The 14338-nt window shown below is 73.8% G+C and carries 16 protein-coding genes; 1 reads left to right on the forward strand and 15 read right to left on the reverse strand.

What is annotated here, in order from left to right:
- Positions 1 to 25 precede the first annotated feature (25 nt).
- The 3 genes from AB0G02_RS16740 to AB0G02_RS16750 all read right to left on the reverse strand — a co-directional run bounded on the left by AB0G02_RS16740 (position 26) and on the right by AB0G02_RS16750 (position 1706).
- Complete coding sequence (locus AB0G02_RS16740) at positions 26 to 451, reverse strand: metalloregulator ArsR/SmtB family transcription factor (RefSeq protein ID WP_360794611.1); 426 nt, start codon at positions 449 to 451, stop codon at positions 26 to 28.
- A gap of 83 nt (positions 452 to 534) precedes the next feature.
- Positions 535 to 1416 (reverse strand): site-specific tyrosine recombinase XerD, encoded by an 882-nt coding sequence (gene xerD, locus AB0G02_RS16745; RefSeq protein ID WP_360794613.1) that lies wholly within the window; start codon positions 1414 to 1416, stop codon positions 535 to 537.
- A 140-nt stretch (positions 1417 to 1556) separates the two neighbouring features.
- Positions 1557 to 1706: a hypothetical protein gene (locus tag AB0G02_RS16750; protein ID WP_360794615.1), complete on the reverse strand. Its 150-nt coding sequence runs from the start codon at positions 1704 to 1706 to the stop codon at positions 1557 to 1559.
- Between the two features lie 382 nt (positions 1707 to 2088).
- On the opposite strand from AB0G02_RS16750, the gene AB0G02_RS16755 reads away from it, so the two are divergent.
- Complete coding sequence (locus AB0G02_RS16755) at positions 2089 to 2724, forward strand: DUF1707 domain-containing protein (protein WP_360794617.1); 636 nt, start codon at positions 2089 to 2091, stop codon at positions 2722 to 2724.
- Here the strand turns inward: AB0G02_RS16755 and AB0G02_RS16760 are convergent.
- The 12 genes from AB0G02_RS16760 to AB0G02_RS16815 form a co-directional block, all read right to left on the reverse strand.
- A complete protein-coding gene (locus tag AB0G02_RS16760) occupies positions 2713 to 3096 on the reverse strand; it encodes a DUF2752 domain-containing protein (protein WP_360794619.1) in 384 nt (127 codons plus the stop codon). The genes AB0G02_RS16755 and AB0G02_RS16760 overlap by 12 nt on opposite strands.
- A gap of 257 nt (positions 3097 to 3353) precedes the next feature.
- Positions 3354 to 3974, reverse strand: coding sequence for an NUDIX hydrolase (locus AB0G02_RS16765; protein ID WP_360794621.1), 621 nt, complete (start codon positions 3972 to 3974; stop codon positions 3354 to 3356).
- A complete protein-coding gene (locus AB0G02_RS16770) occupies positions 3971 to 5662 on the reverse strand; it encodes a CTP synthase (protein WP_360794623.1) in 1692 nt (563 codons plus the stop codon). The genes AB0G02_RS16765 and AB0G02_RS16770 overlap by 4 nt, the downstream gene beginning before the upstream one ends.
- A gap of 209 nt (positions 5663 to 5871) precedes the next feature.
- Positions 5872 to 6810: a copper transporter gene (locus AB0G02_RS16775; RefSeq protein ID WP_360794625.1), complete on the reverse strand. Its 939-nt coding sequence runs from the start codon at positions 6808 to 6810 to the stop codon at positions 5872 to 5874.
- The gene (steA, locus tag AB0G02_RS16780; RefSeq protein ID WP_360794627.1) at positions 6807 to 7991 is read right to left on the reverse strand and encodes a putative cytokinetic ring protein SteA; all 1185 of its coding nucleotides are present in this window, start codon (positions 7989 to 7991) and stop codon (positions 6807 to 6809) included. The genes AB0G02_RS16775 and steA overlap by 4 nt, the downstream gene beginning before the upstream one ends.
- A 76-nt stretch (positions 7992 to 8067) precedes the next feature.
- A complete protein-coding gene (locus AB0G02_RS16785; RefSeq protein ID WP_360794629.1) occupies positions 8068 to 8922 on the reverse strand; it encodes a hypothetical protein in 855 nt (284 codons plus the stop codon).
- Positions 8923 to 9054: 132 nt separating this feature from the next.
- Positions 9055 to 9738 (reverse strand): hypothetical protein, encoded by a 684-nt coding sequence (locus AB0G02_RS16790; protein WP_360794631.1) that lies wholly within the window; start codon positions 9736 to 9738, stop codon positions 9055 to 9057.
- Complete coding sequence (gene recN / locus AB0G02_RS16795) at positions 9735 to 11516, reverse strand: DNA repair protein RecN (RefSeq protein ID WP_360794633.1); 1782 nt, start codon at positions 11514 to 11516, stop codon at positions 9735 to 9737. Before recN ends, AB0G02_RS16790 begins: the two co-directional genes overlap by 4 nt.
- A 110-nt stretch (positions 11517 to 11626) precedes the next feature.
- Positions 11627 to 12520, reverse strand: a complete 894-nt coding sequence (locus AB0G02_RS16800) for an NAD kinase (protein WP_360794635.1) — start codon at positions 12518 to 12520, stop codon at positions 11627 to 11629.
- A 10-nt stretch (positions 12521 to 12530) separates the two neighbouring features.
- A complete protein-coding gene (locus AB0G02_RS16805) occupies positions 12531 to 13334 on the reverse strand; it encodes a TlyA family RNA methyltransferase (RefSeq protein ID WP_360794637.1) in 804 nt (267 codons plus the stop codon).
- 3 nt (positions 13335 to 13337) lie between these two features.
- Positions 13338 to 13511, reverse strand: coding sequence for a hypothetical protein (locus AB0G02_RS16810; RefSeq protein WP_360794639.1), 174 nt, complete (start codon positions 13509 to 13511; stop codon positions 13338 to 13340).
- 4 nt (positions 13512 to 13515) lie between these two features.
- Positions 13516 to 14304 (reverse strand): HAD-IIA family hydrolase, encoded by a 789-nt coding sequence (locus AB0G02_RS16815; protein ID WP_360794642.1) that lies wholly within the window; start codon positions 14302 to 14304, stop codon positions 13516 to 13518.
- Between the last annotated feature and the right edge of the window lie 34 nt (positions 14305 to 14338).

A 14338-nucleotide genomic window follows, 5' to 3' on the forward strand; every position in this document is an offset into this window, starting at 1 on the left:
CCTTCTCGGCGCGTCCGGGCCCGTCTCAGCGCGTGGCGCCCGCCGGGCCGCCCACCGCGACCGCCTCCCCACCGGCCTCGTCGCAGACCTCCGGGTCGACCTGCCCGTGGGTCTTCGCACCCGCTCCGACGCCGGTCCCGCGGCCACCGCGGTCGGCGGCGCGGAGCACGACGTCGAGCAGGCCGGGGAACAGTTCGTCGAGGTCGTCGCGCCGCAGCGACACCCACCGCTGGTTGCCGCGCGCCCTGGTCCGGGTGATGCCCGCCTCCCGCAGCACGCGCAGGTGCTGCGACAGGGTGGACTTGGCGACGTCCACCATGAGCGCCCCGCAGAGGCGCTCGCCGTCGGCCTCGATCTGCCGCACCACCGCCAGCCGGGTGGCGTCGCTCAACGCGTGCAGCACCGCGCCCAGCTCGATCGCGCTGCGCTCGGGCTCGTCCAAGTTCGGCACCTGGTCGGCACCTCCAGCTCGTCGGGCTCCTGCTTCCTGGGTGGGTACCCGGTCAGGTGTGCGACAAGGTACCCGTGGACGGCTCACGTTCCGCCCGATGCGCGAGGATGAGCGGTCGCGTAGACCTCGCGCAAGGTGTTGACGGTGACCAGCGTGTAGACCTGCGTCGTCGTCACGGAGGCGTGCCCCAGCAGTTCCTGCACGACGCGCACGTCAGCGCCCCCTTCGAGCAGGTGGGTGGCGAACGAGTGCCGCAGGGTGTGCGGCGAGACTTCGGCTTCGACGCCCGCCCGTTCGGCCGCGGCCTTCAGCACGTGCCAGGCGGTCTGCCGGGACAGCCTGCCGCCGCGGGCGTTGAGGAACAGCGCGGGCGTGCCGCGCTTGGCCAGGGCGGGGCGGGCGCGCACCAGGTAGGCGTCGAGCGCCTGGAGCGCGGGGCGGCCGACGGGCACGATGCGCTGCTTGCCGCCCTTGCCGTCGAGCAGCACGGTGCGTTCGGCGGTGTCGACGTCGTCCACGTCCAGTCCGACGACCTCGGAGATCCGCGCGCCGCTGGAGTACAGCAGTTCGAGCAGGGCGCGGTCGCGCAGGTGGGCGGGGGTGTCGGTGGGGCCTTCGAGGAGCTTCAGCACGTCGTGGACGGGCAGCGCCTTGGGCAGGCGGCGCGGTGGCGTCGGCGGGCGGACGGGCCGGGCCGGGTCGTGCGGGGTGAGGCCTTCGAGGTGGGCGAACCGGTGCAGGCCGCGGACCGCGACCAGGGTGCGCGCGGCGGAGGAGGCCGCCAGGCCGGACTCGCGCAGCACCGCCAGGAAGTCACCGACCAGGGCCTCGGTGACGTCGGCCAGGTCGTCGACCCCCTTGGCCACCAGGTGCTCGGCGTACCGGCGCAGGTCCCTACCGTACGAGTCGAGCGTGTTGCGCGCCGTGCCCCGCTCCACCGCCAGGTGGTCCAGGAAAGCTCTCATCGCACGCCCCGCAGGGGTACCCGCCAAGGGGACCCCTGCTTTTACCTTACCGGCGGGGTCCGACAATTCCGGCGCTCCACCCTCCGCCCGCGATGCTCCGGACCCCACCTTCCCGGCCTCCCCACCCACCACTCGACCAGTCACGTCCACGTCACCCGCAGCCCGGTCATCCCCAGCTCGCTCATCCGCAGCCCGATCGCCCGCAACTCCGCCACCCTCAGCCCGGTCATCCGCAGCCCGGTCATCCTCAGCCCGGTCGCCCGCAGCCCGGCCACCCCCAGCTCGCTCATCCACAGCCGGGTCACTCACCGGCCCACCACCAGCAACTCCACCACCCACAACTCCGTCACCCACGGCCCCGGCACCCCACCCCAGGCGCTCACAGCCCCGCCCCCACTCGCGGAACCCCGGCACCGCAGTTCGCACGCCCGTGCCGCGCACCGACCGGAATCCCTTGTCCGCCAACGCAGCCACGCAGGGCAGTGTGACGTTCGCGCGCGCCCGCGTCGAGGCCGCACCGCACCCACCGGTCGGTGGCGGTGCGGCACTCGTGGTCCTGCACCCCTCGGGGAACGCCGGCCGGCACGTCCGAAGCGTAGGTCGACCTACCGGTTGGGGCTCGACCAGCGCGTTCCGGCTCGACCGCCCCTCACCGGCTGTTAGCGTCTACCCGTGTCGGAACCACACCAGGTGCGCATCGGTGACCAGCAGCGCGAAGAGGCGATCAGCGCGCTGAACGACCACTTCGCGGCCGGTCGCCTGGAGATCGGCGAGTACGAGCAGCGCGTCGGCTACGCGTCCGCGGCCCAGTCCGCGCAGGAGCTGGCCTCGCTGTTCCACGACCTGCCGCAGCCTCACCCCGTGTTCCTGCCGCCGTCCTACCCGCCGACCGCCGCGTACGCTCCCCCGCCGCCGCCCGGGTACACCGGGTACGCCACCCCGGGTTACGGCGTCCCCGGCCAGGGTGCCCCCGGCTACCCGCCTCCCGGCTACCCGCCTCCCGGCTACGCGGGCCCGTCCCAGGCCTACGGCACGGGGTACGGCTACCCGCCCGGCTTCAACCCGAACGCGCCGTACGGCCTGGACCCGGTGACCGGGCAGCCGCTGTCGGACAAGTCGCGCATCGCGGCGGGCGTGCTGCAGCTGGCGCTGCCGTTCGGCATCGGCCGGTTCTACATCGGGGACACCGGGATCGGCATCGCGCAGCTGCTGACGTGCGGCGGGTGCGGCATCTGGTCGTTGATCGACGGGATCATCCTGCTGGTCAACGGCGGCACCGACAGCCAGGGCCGCAAGCTACGCGACTAGGTTCCGCACGAGCATCCACGTGACGGCCAGCGCCACCACCGGCACGCCGACCTTCCGCGACACCGGCGGCGCGGGCCGCCCGTCCCTGGCCGCCCGGAACCACCGCACCCACAGCCAGACCAGCAGCGGCAGCCCGGCCAGCAGCATCACGGCGTTGAAGTGCCAGGCGCCGACCAGGTCGCCGTGCAGCAGGGCGTGCACCATCCGGGTGGACCCGCAGGCCGGGCACTGGATGCCGGTCAACGCGTAGAGCGGGCACGGCGGCAACAGCGACCCGGGCCGGTTGGGGTCCACGAACAGCAGCACCCCGCACCCACCCACCGCCGCCGCGGCCACCGCCAACGGACCCCGCACACCCACGAACACCATCATCCGCTCCGACCACGGGCCGCGCCGACCCCTGAACGTTCAACTCACCTGTCCTGCACGTAGGACACGCGCGTTCCGGACGTAGGACACGCACGACCTGAACGTAGGACACGGGTGACCCGGACGTAGGACACGCGCGGTCCGAACGTTGAACTCACCGGTCCTGAGCGTAGGACTCTCGCGACCTGGACGTAGGACTCTCGCGAGAGTCCTACGTCCGGCACCGGCGAGTCGAGCGCCCGGACCCCCGGGCGGAGCGGTCAGGAGTCGCGGGAGGCGAAGCGGGTCGGGCGGTCGCGGAACGGGGCGTCGGACGGACGCCCCTCGCCACCGCCGGTGACCACGACGTGCGCGGCGAGCAGGCCGGACACGGCGGGGCCGTTGACGATCTCCCCGGCCAGGACCATGTCCACCGCCTCGGCCAACGGGAAGGTCTTCGCCTCCAGGTCGGCCTCCTCGTCGCCCTGCACGTCGCGGTCCACGACGCTGAGGCCGCGGGCCAGGAACACCCGCACCACCTCGTCGGTGAACCCGGGAGACACGGCGACGTCCACCAACGTCACCCACTCCGACGCCGCCAGCCCGACCTCCTCGGCCAGCTCGCGCCGGGCCGCGTCCAGCGGCGTCTCGTCACCCGCGTCCAACAACCCGGCCGGCAGCTCCCACAGCCGCCGGCCCAGCGGGTGCCGGTACTGGTCGATCAACGTGACCGCACCGGCGTCGTCCAAGGCCACCACCGCCACCGCGCCGAGGTGTTCCACCACCTCGCGCGACGCCGTACCGCCACCAGGCATGGCGACCTCGTCCACCCGCAACGCGACGACGCGCCCGACGTGCACGTCCCGCGACGAAACAGTGCCGAACTCGTGCCGCCCGCTCACTGGGCCACCCCCGCGGTCTCGGGCAGCGGCAGCCGGTCGGCCAGCCGGTAGTCCAGCGCCGCCTTCACGAACGCCGCGAACAGCGGGTGCGGGCGGGTCGGGCGGGACTTCAGCTCCGGGTGCGCCTGCGTGGCCACGAAGAACGGGTGCACGTCGGCGGGCAGCTCGACGAACTCCACCAGCCGCCCGTCCGGCGACGTCCCGGAGAACACCAGGCCCGCGTCGGACAGCTGCGACCGGTAGGCGTTGTTCACCTCGTAGCGGTGCCGGTGCCGCTCGGACACCTCGGTCGACCCGTAGGCCGACGCGACCTGCGACCCCGGCAGCAGCGACGCGGGGTACGCGCCGAGCCGCATCGTGCCGCCCATGTCGCGCTGACCGGAGACCACGTCCTCCTGGTCGGCCATGGTGCTGATGACCGGCGACCCGGTGTCCTCGAACTCCGAGGAGTTCGCGTCGGAGATGCCCGCGAGGTTGCGCGCCGCCTCGATGACCAGGCACTGCAACCCCAGGCACAGGCCCAGCAGCGGGATGCCGCGGGTCCGGGCGTAGGTGATGGCCCCGATCTTGCCCTCGATGCCGCGCACCCCGAAACCGCCGGGGATGAGGATCGCGTCGAGCCCGCCGAGGGCGTGCGCCGCGCCGGACGGCGTCTGGCACTCGTCGGACGGCACCCACGCGATCTCGACCTTGGTGCGGTGCGCGAACCCGCCCGCGCGCAGCGCCTCGGTCACCGACAGGTAGGCGTCGGGCAGGTCGACGTACTTGCCGACCAGGCCGATGCGGACCTTCTCGGACGGGTTGTGCACCCGGTCGAGCAGGTCACCCCACACGGTCCAGTCGACGTCGCGGAACGGCAGGTCCAGCCGCCGCACCACGTACGCGTCCAGGCCCTCGCCGTGCAGCACCTTGGGGATGTCGTAGATGGACCGCGCGTCCACCGCCGCCACCACGGCCTCGGTGTCCACGTCGCACATCAGGCCGATCTTGCGCTTCAACGCGTCCGGGATCTCCCGGTCCGCCCGGCACACGATGGCGTCGGGCTGGATGCCGATGTTGCGCAGCGCGGCCACGGAGTGCTGCGTCGGCTTGGTCTTCAGCTCACCGGAGGGCGCGAGGTAGGGCACCAGCGACACGTGCAGGAAGAACACGTTGTCGCGGCCCACGTCGTGACGGACCTGCCGGCACGCCTCCAGGAAGGGCAGCGACTCGATGTCACCGACCGTGCCGCCGACCTCGGTGATCACCACGTCGGGGACGACGCCGTCCGGTCCCGGCTCGGCCATGGCCCGGATGCGCCGCTTGATCTCGTCGGTGATGTGCGGGATCACCTGGACCGTGTCGCCCAGGTACTCGCCGCGCCGCTCCTTCGCGATGACCTCGGAGTACACCTGACCGGTGGTGACGTTCGCGTCGCCGGACAGGTCACGCGCCAGGAACCGCTCGTAGTGGCCGATGTCGAGGTCGGTCTCCGCGCCGTCGTCGGTGACGAACACCTCGCCGTGCTGGAACGGGTTCATCGTGCCCGGATCGACGTTCAGGTAGGGGTCGAGCTTCTGCATGGTCACCCGGAGACCACGAGAGGTGAGCAGCTGACCGAGGCTCGACGCGGTCAACCCCTTGCCGAGGGAGGAAGCCACACCCCCGGTGACGAAAACGTGCTTGGTCGTACGTGCCTGCTGCACCAAGGAGGCTCCCCGTGGTCTGGATGTCCGCTAGGGGCCGGCCGCGGTGGTTCCGCACAGCTCAGCGCCCTGTCCACGGGCCCTAACGCTAACACGCCGCCGGTCACCCAGCGCGCTGGTGGGTGCGGAGTCGCATCACTCGGATGGCCTAGGACCGTGCGACCAGGGGACCACGACGCGACGACCAGGGCGCGAACCCCCGTTCCCGCTCGTCAGCCCGCCGTTCCCGGCGCGGGGCCTTCCGCGTTGCCCGCCAGCCCGTACCGACCGGCCTTGCCCGCCAGCTGCTCACGCAGCGCGAGCACCACCACCACCCGTCCGGCCGCCGTGTCGGCGTGGTCCACGGTCGACAGCACGGACGTCGCCGCCGTGTCCGCCCGCACCACGCCCACCGCGCCCGTGCCGTCGGCCGAGCCGCTGCCGCCCGCCAGCACCGTGCCCGCGCCGGACCGGTCGAGCTGGGCGGCGAACCGCGCCACCACCGCCGCCCGGTCGGACGCCGAATCACCCGTCAGCGAGCCCCCGGTCAGCACGACGGCCAACTGCGCGGGCGCGGGCACCTGGCCCGCCTTGACGAACCCGGAGCTGGACAGCCCGCCCAGCGCCGCCGCCGCCTCGTCCGGGGTGGCGCGCGGCTTGTCGGTGTCCTTGTCGAGCAGCAGCACGGACCCGAGCAGGCCGCCCGCGCGGGTGCCGGGGTCGGCGCCGGTGGGCAGCTGGGTGCCCGCGGGTTGCAGCCGGGCGACCAGGTCGAGCAGCTGGTCGGCCTTGTCCGGGTCGGTGAACGACTCGGCGAGCTGGAGCTCACCGGTGAGCTTCGCGCCCGCCGCGCGCAGCAGGTCGACCAGCGCGTCCCGGTCCCCCGGCGCGGCATCGGCGGTGGTGACCAGCACGACGGTCCGGTCGGTCAGCTGCCCCGCCACCGCCAGCGGACCGATCGAGCCCGCGAACCGGTCGGCGTCGGAGAGCCGGGCGTCCAGGCCGTTGCGCTCGGCCTGAAGGGTCGCGACCTGCCGGTTCAACGCGCCGTTGTCGTCGGTGATGCCGGACAGCAGCCGGCCGCTGATCGCGGTGGAGCCGAGCACCACCCCGAGGGCCAGTGCCAGGAACACCGCGGTGATCGAGACGATGTGGTAGCGCAGCGAGATCACGCGAACAACCCCTTGAGCCAGTCGACGGCGGATCGGAACGCGCCGGCGACGAGGTCGGTGTAGACCGCGCCGACGCCGGAGACGGCCAGCGCGGTCACCATCGCCACGACCGCGGCCAGCACCAGCAGGGCCACCAGGCCCGACGAGATCCGGCTGCGGTGCAGGGTCGCGACGGCGTAGGAGTCCACGAGCTTGTTGCCGAGCTTGAGCCGGGTGAGGAACGTCGAGGGGGTGGACCCGGCGTTGCCGCGGTCCAGGAACTCCCGCAGCCCGGCCTGCAGGCCCACCGTCACCACCAGCGACGCGCCGTGCGCCTCGGCCAGCAGCAGCGCCAGGTCCTCGGCGTTGCCGGCCGCCGGGAACGTCACCGCGCCGATGCCGAGGTCCTGGATGCGCTCCAGGCCGGGCGCGTGGCCGTCGACCTGCGCGGGCACCACGACCTCGGACCCGGCCCTGAGGGTCTCGGTGCCGATGGCGTCCGGGTCTCCGACGATGACGTCCGGCTTGTACCCGGCTTCGTGCAGGGTGTCCGCGCCCGCGTCCACGCCGATCAGCACCGGCCGGTGCTCGCGGACGTACTTGCGCAGGGCGCGCAGCTCCTCGGCGTGCCGGGGACCGCCCGCGACGACCAGCACCTGCCGGTCGCGCATCGGCACGTACAGCTCGGGCACGCCGACGCCGTCGAGGATGAGCGCCCGCTCCCGGCGCAGGAACTCGGTGGTGTTCGCGGAGAACGCCTCCAGCTGCGCGGCCATGCCCGCCTTGGCCTCGATCATCGCGTCCGCGATCGACTCGGCGTCCTGCTGGACGCCCCGCGCGACCTCCTTGCCGCCGACGAACACCGCGCCGTCGTGCAGCCGCAGCCGGGCGCCCTCCTTCAGCTCGCGCAGCACCGCCGTGCCGACGCCGTCGACCAGCACGACGCCCGCCTCGACCAGCAGCTCCGGGCCGAGGTTCGGGAACCGGCCGGAGATGGACGGCGAGGCGTTGACCACGCCCACCACCCCGGCGTGCACGAGGGCCTCGGCCGTGCGGCGGTCGATGTCGACGTGGTCGAGGACCGCGACGTCACCGGGCCCCAACCGGCGCAGCAGGTCACCCGAGCGGCGATCGACCCGCGCCACGCCGGTGACGCCTGGCTGTTCGTGGTTCGTGCGGCCGAGCAACCCGGAGAGCTTCATGCCCCCGATGGTGACCCACCGCGCGGGCGGTGGGCGGCCAACACGCCGAGCCGGTAGGGGCAGGTCAAGGCCGTATTCATTCCACAGTGGACGGATTTCCCCCGGTCGGGTGACGGCCGTCGCCGGTCGACCGGTCCGGTGCCGTGCGCGCACCCGGCAGCTCCGCCCCCGACAGATCGGCTCCGGACGGCTCCGTCCCGGACGGCTCGGCTCCGGACAGCTCGGAGCCGGACAGCACCGCCCCGGGGAGCCCGGCCCCGCGGAGCTCGGTCCCGGGCAGCTCGGCCACCGGCGGCACGGGCCCGGCCTCGGTCACGTCCAGCTCGGTGACGGGGATGGCGATGCCGAACGGAGGCGTGTCGTCGTCATCGCCGACCTGGTAGACCGACGCGCCCTCGGGTCGGGGCAGGCGTGCCGGCCACTCCTGCGCCAGCACCACGCCGACCAGCAGCGCCACCGCCGCACCACCGACCAGCCAGGTGCCCGTGCCCACGAACCCCCGCGAGACGACGTCGGCGCTGCTCCTGCCGGCGTTGGCGCCGAACAACGTCCGCAACGTCTCCAGCACCGTCCACAGCGTGCCGACGACCATCCCGAAGCCCGTGAGCACGCCGAACCGGCCGATCGCGGCGAGCAGCGGCGACCGGAACTGGAGGAGCGCGCCGGCGGCGGCGAGGACGGCGGCGAAGGCCAGGGCGTAGCCGTAGACGGGGAAGTCGAACCCGGTGCCGCTCGGGCTCGGGTCCGGCATCGGCTCCTGCACGTACTCCCACCCGGTGAGCGCCACCACCCGGCGCTCGCCCTCGGGCAGGGGGCCGTTCGGCCCGTACTTCAGGATCGTCTCGTTGCCGTACAGCGGGAACAGCGAGCCCAGCACCACGAACAGCGCGCCCGCGCCGATGGTGATGACCGCGATCGTGCGGCGGGTCATGTGGCGATCTCCTCGGTGTCCGGGGCGTGCGACGCGGCCCACCACACCACACCTACCAGCACCACCGCGCCGCGCGCCGCCTCCGATCGGCCGACCGGGTGCCGCGGCGGGACCGCCGCGCGGGCGGCGCGGTCAGGCGCTGCCGTCCGAGGGGTCCGGCCGGCGGTAGTCCGACTCCGGGAGCTGCGCCACCTCGACCACCGGCATCCCGAGCCGCGGGGTGTCCACGTCGTCGGAGCCCGCGTCGCCCGGAACGTCGTCCCGGACGTCGTCCCCGACCTCGCCGCCGGCGTCGTCGACCCGGTGGACCAGCGGACCGGCAGGTCGCCGCTCGGGCCGCCGGGCGTGCAGCAGCACCACCCCCGCCACCGCGACCAGCACCGACGCGCCCAGCACCGCCACGCCGTCACCGGTCTCCGCGCCGTAGGAGCCGACGTCCGTGTTCACCGAGCGGCCGAGCGCCGCCGCGGCCACGGAGATCGTCGCCCACACCGAACCGGCCAGCAGGCCCGTGGCGGCGATCGCGGTGTAGCGGGCGGCCAGGCGCTGCGACTCCGGCAGGAACACCAGCGCCGCCGCCACCGCCAGCAGCACCGCCGCGACCACCACCGGCGCACCGAGCTGGGGACTCGGCCCGAGCATGGCGTCCAGTTCCGGCCCGGCGTCGTCCGATCTGGTGTCCCACGACGTGGTGGTGAACCCGAGCCGGGTGGACCCGAACGTGCTGCCCTCCCAGAACAGCGGCAGGAACGTGCCGATCACGGCTGCGACACCGGCCGCCAGGAGCAGGCCCGCGCCGAACAGCCGTCGGTTCACTTCTTCTTCGCCTTGCGGCGCACGACGGGCACGCTCTCCTTGTCCGCCTTGGCCGCCGCCAGCAGTTCCTCGGCGTGCGCGCGACCGGTGTCGGTGGAGTCCATGCCCGCGAGCATCCGGGCCAGCTCGACCACCCGCTGCGACTCGTCCAACCGCCGCACACCGCTGCGGGTCAGCACGCCGTCCGCCGTCTTGTCCACCACCAGGTGCCGGTCCGCGAACGCGGCGACCTGCGGCAGGTGCGTGACCACGATGACCTGGTGGCTGCGCGCCAACCGGGCCAGCCGGCGGCCCACCTCGACCGCCGCCCGACCACCGACACCGGCGTCGACCTCGTCGAACACCAGCGTGGGCACCGGGTCGGAGTGCGACAGCACGACCTCCAGCGCCAGCATCACCCGCGACAGCTCACCGCCGGACGCGCCCTTGTGCACCGGCAGCGCCGGCGCCCCGGGGTGCGCGATCAGCCGCAGCTCCACGTCGTCCACACCGCTGGCGCCCGCGTGCAGCAGCTGCGCGCCCACCTTCAACGCCTGCGCGTCGCCCTGCTCGGCCACCCGGGGCCGCACCGCTACCTCGACGGTGGCGTGCGGCATGGCCAGACCCGTCAGCTCGTCCGACACCGCCCGGCCCAGCTCCTCGGCCGCGGTGACCCGCTCGGCCGTCACCTGCTGCGCGTACCCGGCCAGCTCCGCGGCCAGCTCGTCGCGCCGCACGGCCAACGCCGCCAACGCCTCGTCGGACGTGTCCAGCCCCGACAGCCGCGACGACGCGTCCTGCGCCCACGCGATCACGCCGTCGACGTCGGCCGCGTACTTGCGCGTCAACGACTTCAGCTCGGCCTGGCGGGCGAGCACCTGCTCCAACCGCGCCGGGTCGGCGTCCAGGTGCTCCAGGTACGACGCGATCTCCGCGCCGACGTCGGCCAGCAGCGTCTCCGCCTCCACCAGCCGAGGCTCCAGGTCGCGCAGCTTCGGGTCGTCGGAGGCCACCAGCCGCCGCCGGGCCTCACCGATCAGCCCCAGCGCGCCGGGCACGTCCGGGTCGCCGTCCGGCGAGCCCGCCACCGCGTACTGCGCGCCGGACGCGGACTCGCGCAACTGGTCGGCGTCGGCCAGCCGGCGTGCTTCCGCGACCAGCTCCTCGTCCTCGCCCGGCTTCGGGTCGACCGCGGTGATCTCGGCCAGGCCGTGCCGCAGCAGCTCGGCCTCGCGCGCCAGCTCGTGCGACCGCGCGGTGCGCTCGGACAGCTCCGTGGCGACCCGCAGCCACTCGTCGCGGATCTTCCGGTAGGCGCGCAGCGGCTCCGCGACGTCGTCACCGGCGAACCGGTCGAGCACCGACCGCTGCTCGGCGGGCCGCAGCAGCCGCAGCTGGTCGTTCTGCCCGTGCACCGCGAGCAGCTGCTCGGCCAGCTCGGACAGCACGCCGACCGGCACGGACCGACCGCCCAGGTGGGCCCGGGAACGCCCGTCGGCGCCGACGGTGCGGACCGCGATCACGCTGCCGTCGTCGTCGGGCTCACCGCCGACCTCCTCCGCGACCTTCGCCGCAGGGCTGCCCGCGGGCGCGACGAACCGCCCCTCGACCACCGCCTTGTCCGCGCCGTTGCGCACGCGGGACGCCTCGGCCCGACCACCGCCCAACAGGTGGAGCCCGGTCACGACCATCGTCTTGCCCGCGCCGGTCTCGCCCGTCACCACGGTGAAACCGGCATCGAGCTCAAGGGTGGCCTCGTCGATCACACCGAGGCCCTGGATGCGCATCTCGGCCAGCACGTCCGGAACACTACTGGGCGACGCGGACAAAGCGTGTGCTCGGGGGCGGGTGTTTCCCCCCGGTCCACCCCCGCGGGTCCTGTTGATCTAGCCGCCGGCGGACTGCCGGCCTACCTGGCGGACGGGCCGCGCCACCCCTGCACCGGCAGCTCGAACTTCTCCACCAGCCGGTCGGTGAACGGCCCCGGTCGCAGCCGGATCAGCCGCAAGGGCGTGCTGCCGCCGACGACCTCGACCCGCGCGCCGGGCGGCAGGTTCACCGTGCGGCGACCGTCCGCGCACAGCACCGCCGCCTCACCCCCCGAGTCGACCTCCAGCGCCACCACCGACGCCGGCGACACCACCAAGGGCCGCGCGAACAACGCGTGCGCGTTGCTCGGCACCACCAGCAGCGCCTGCACGTCCGGCCACACCACCGGCCCGCCCGCGGAGAACGCGTACGCCGTCGACCCGGTCGGGGTGGCCACCAGCACGCCGTCGCAGCCGAACGCCGACACCGGCCGGCCGTCCACCTCCACCACGACGTCCAGGATCCGCTCCCGGGTGCTCTTCTCCACGCTGGCCTCGTTGAGCGCCCACGTGCCCTCCAGCACCTCGCCGTCGACCGACGCGGTCACGTCGAGCGTCATCCGCTCCTCGACCTCGTAGTCCCGGTCGATCACGTGCCGGATCGCCTCGTACAGGGCGTCGGAGTCGGCCTCGGCCAGGAACCCGACCCGGCCCAGGTTCACCCCGAGCACCGGCACGCCCGCCGCCCGCGCCAACTCCGCGGCGCGCAGCAGCGTGCCGTCACCGCCGAGCACGAACACCAGCTCGGTGCCCTCGGCGGCCTTCTCGTCGGCCATCACGACCTGCGTGTAGCAGGACGGGTCCAGGTCGGGCGCCTCGTCCTCCAGCACCCGCAGCTTCACCCCGCCCGCGGCGAACCGCGCCGCGACCTCCTGCGCCACCAGCACGTTGCTGCGCCGTCCGGTGTGGACGACCAGCAGGATCTCCCTCGTCACTGAAGCCCTCTCATCGGGGTGCTTCCGCTACTGCGGCGCGCACGAGCGCGGTGGCGTCGGCCTCGTCGAGGGGCTCACCCCGGCGCAGCCAGACGAAGAACTCGACGTTGCCCGCAGGTCCGGGCAGCGGGCTCGCGGTGACGCCGTGCAGCCGCAGACCCAGCCCGGCGGCGGACGCGACCACGTCCAGCACCGCCTCCGCCCGCAGCTCCGGGTCGCGCACCACACCGCCCGAGCCGAGGCGTTCCTTGCCGACCTCGAACTGGGGCTTCACCATCGGCATCAGGTCACCCCCCTCGTCGAGGCACGCGGCCAGCGCCGGCAGCACCAGCCTCAACGAGATGAACGACAGATCGGCCACCACCAGTTCAACCGGGCCGCCGATGTCCTCGGGCGTCAATGACCGCACGTTGGTCTTGTCCTTGACCACGACCCGGTCGTCGGTGCGCAACCGCCAGTCCAGCAGGCCGCGGCCGACGTCGGCGGCCACCACCTGCCGCGCGCCCGCGCGCAGCAGCACGTCGGTGAACCCTCCGGTCGACGCCCCCGCGTCCAGGCACCGCTTGCCCCCGACGGCCACGTCGAACGCCTCCAGCGCGCCGACGAGCTTGTGCGCGCCCCGGGAGGCGTAGTTCGGGTCGTCGGTCTCGCGGACCACCAGCGCGGTGTCCAGCTCGACGGCGGTGGCCGGTTTCGTGGCCACGGAGCCGCGCACGGTCACCCGGCCCTCGGCGACGAGTTGGCTCGCGTGCTCCCGTGACCTGGCCAGTCCGCGGCGGACCAGTTCGGCGTCCAGCCGAGCCCTGCGCGGCACCGGTCAGACCTTGTCGATGCTGGACAACGCGACCGTCAACGCCGTGTGCGCGTCGTCGAACCGGGCCACGTGCTCGACCACGTCGAGACCGTCCAACCCGTCGAGACCGGCCAGGGCGTCGTCGATCCCGGCCAGGGGATCACGGGGCGGGCCGGGGAGGGGAACCTCGAAGCTCACGGATTCAAGGTAGCCGATGCAGCACCGACAGGTCGGCGGCCACGTAGGTCGGACGCCGGTCCTCGGGCAGGTCGCTCGCCTCGGCCTCGGTGGACACCCCGGTGAGCACCAGCAGCGAGTCCATGCCCGCGTTGACCGCACCCGCGATGTCGGTGTCCAGCCGGTCGCCCACGACCAGCGGCCGCTGCGCCCCGGCGGACTTCGCGGCCTGCTCCAGCAGCGGCGTCGCGGGCTTGCCCGCCACCAGCGGCTCCACCCCGGTCGCCGTCCTCAACGCGGCCACCAGCGAACCGTTGCCCGGCAGCAACCCGCGCTCGGTGGGCAGCGTCGCGTCCACGTTGCAGGCGATCCAGTGCGCGCCGCCCTGCCGGATCGCGACGCACGCCTCGGCCAGCTCGCGCCAGCTCAGGTCCTGCGACAGCCCCTGGACGACCGCCTGCGCGCCCTCGGCGTCGCGGGTCGGCTCGAACCCGCGCACCCGCACCTGCTCGGCCAGCGCATCCGTGCCCAGCACCAGCACCCGCGTACCCTTCGGCACCAGGTCCAGCAGCATCGCCGCGGCGGCCTGGGCGCTCGTGCTCACCTCGTCCAGCGCCGCGTTGAACCCCAGCTCGGTCAGGTGCTCAGCCACGGTCTCCGGCGAGCGGGACGCGTTGTTCGTGACGAACCGGATGCCGGTGCCGTGCTCGCGGGCGGCGGCGACCGCCTCGACCGCACCGGGCACGGCCTCCTGACCCCGGTAGACCGTGCCGTCGAGGTCCAGCAGCAGGGCGTCGTAGCGGGCCAGCAGCACAGGCGTCTCCGTGTCGGTGTCCGGGGCGTTCTCC

The sequence above is a fragment of the Actinosynnema sp. NPDC023658 genome (assembly GCF_040639995.1).
Lineage (GTDB): Bacteria > Actinomycetota > Actinomycetes > Mycobacteriales > Pseudonocardiaceae > Actinosynnema.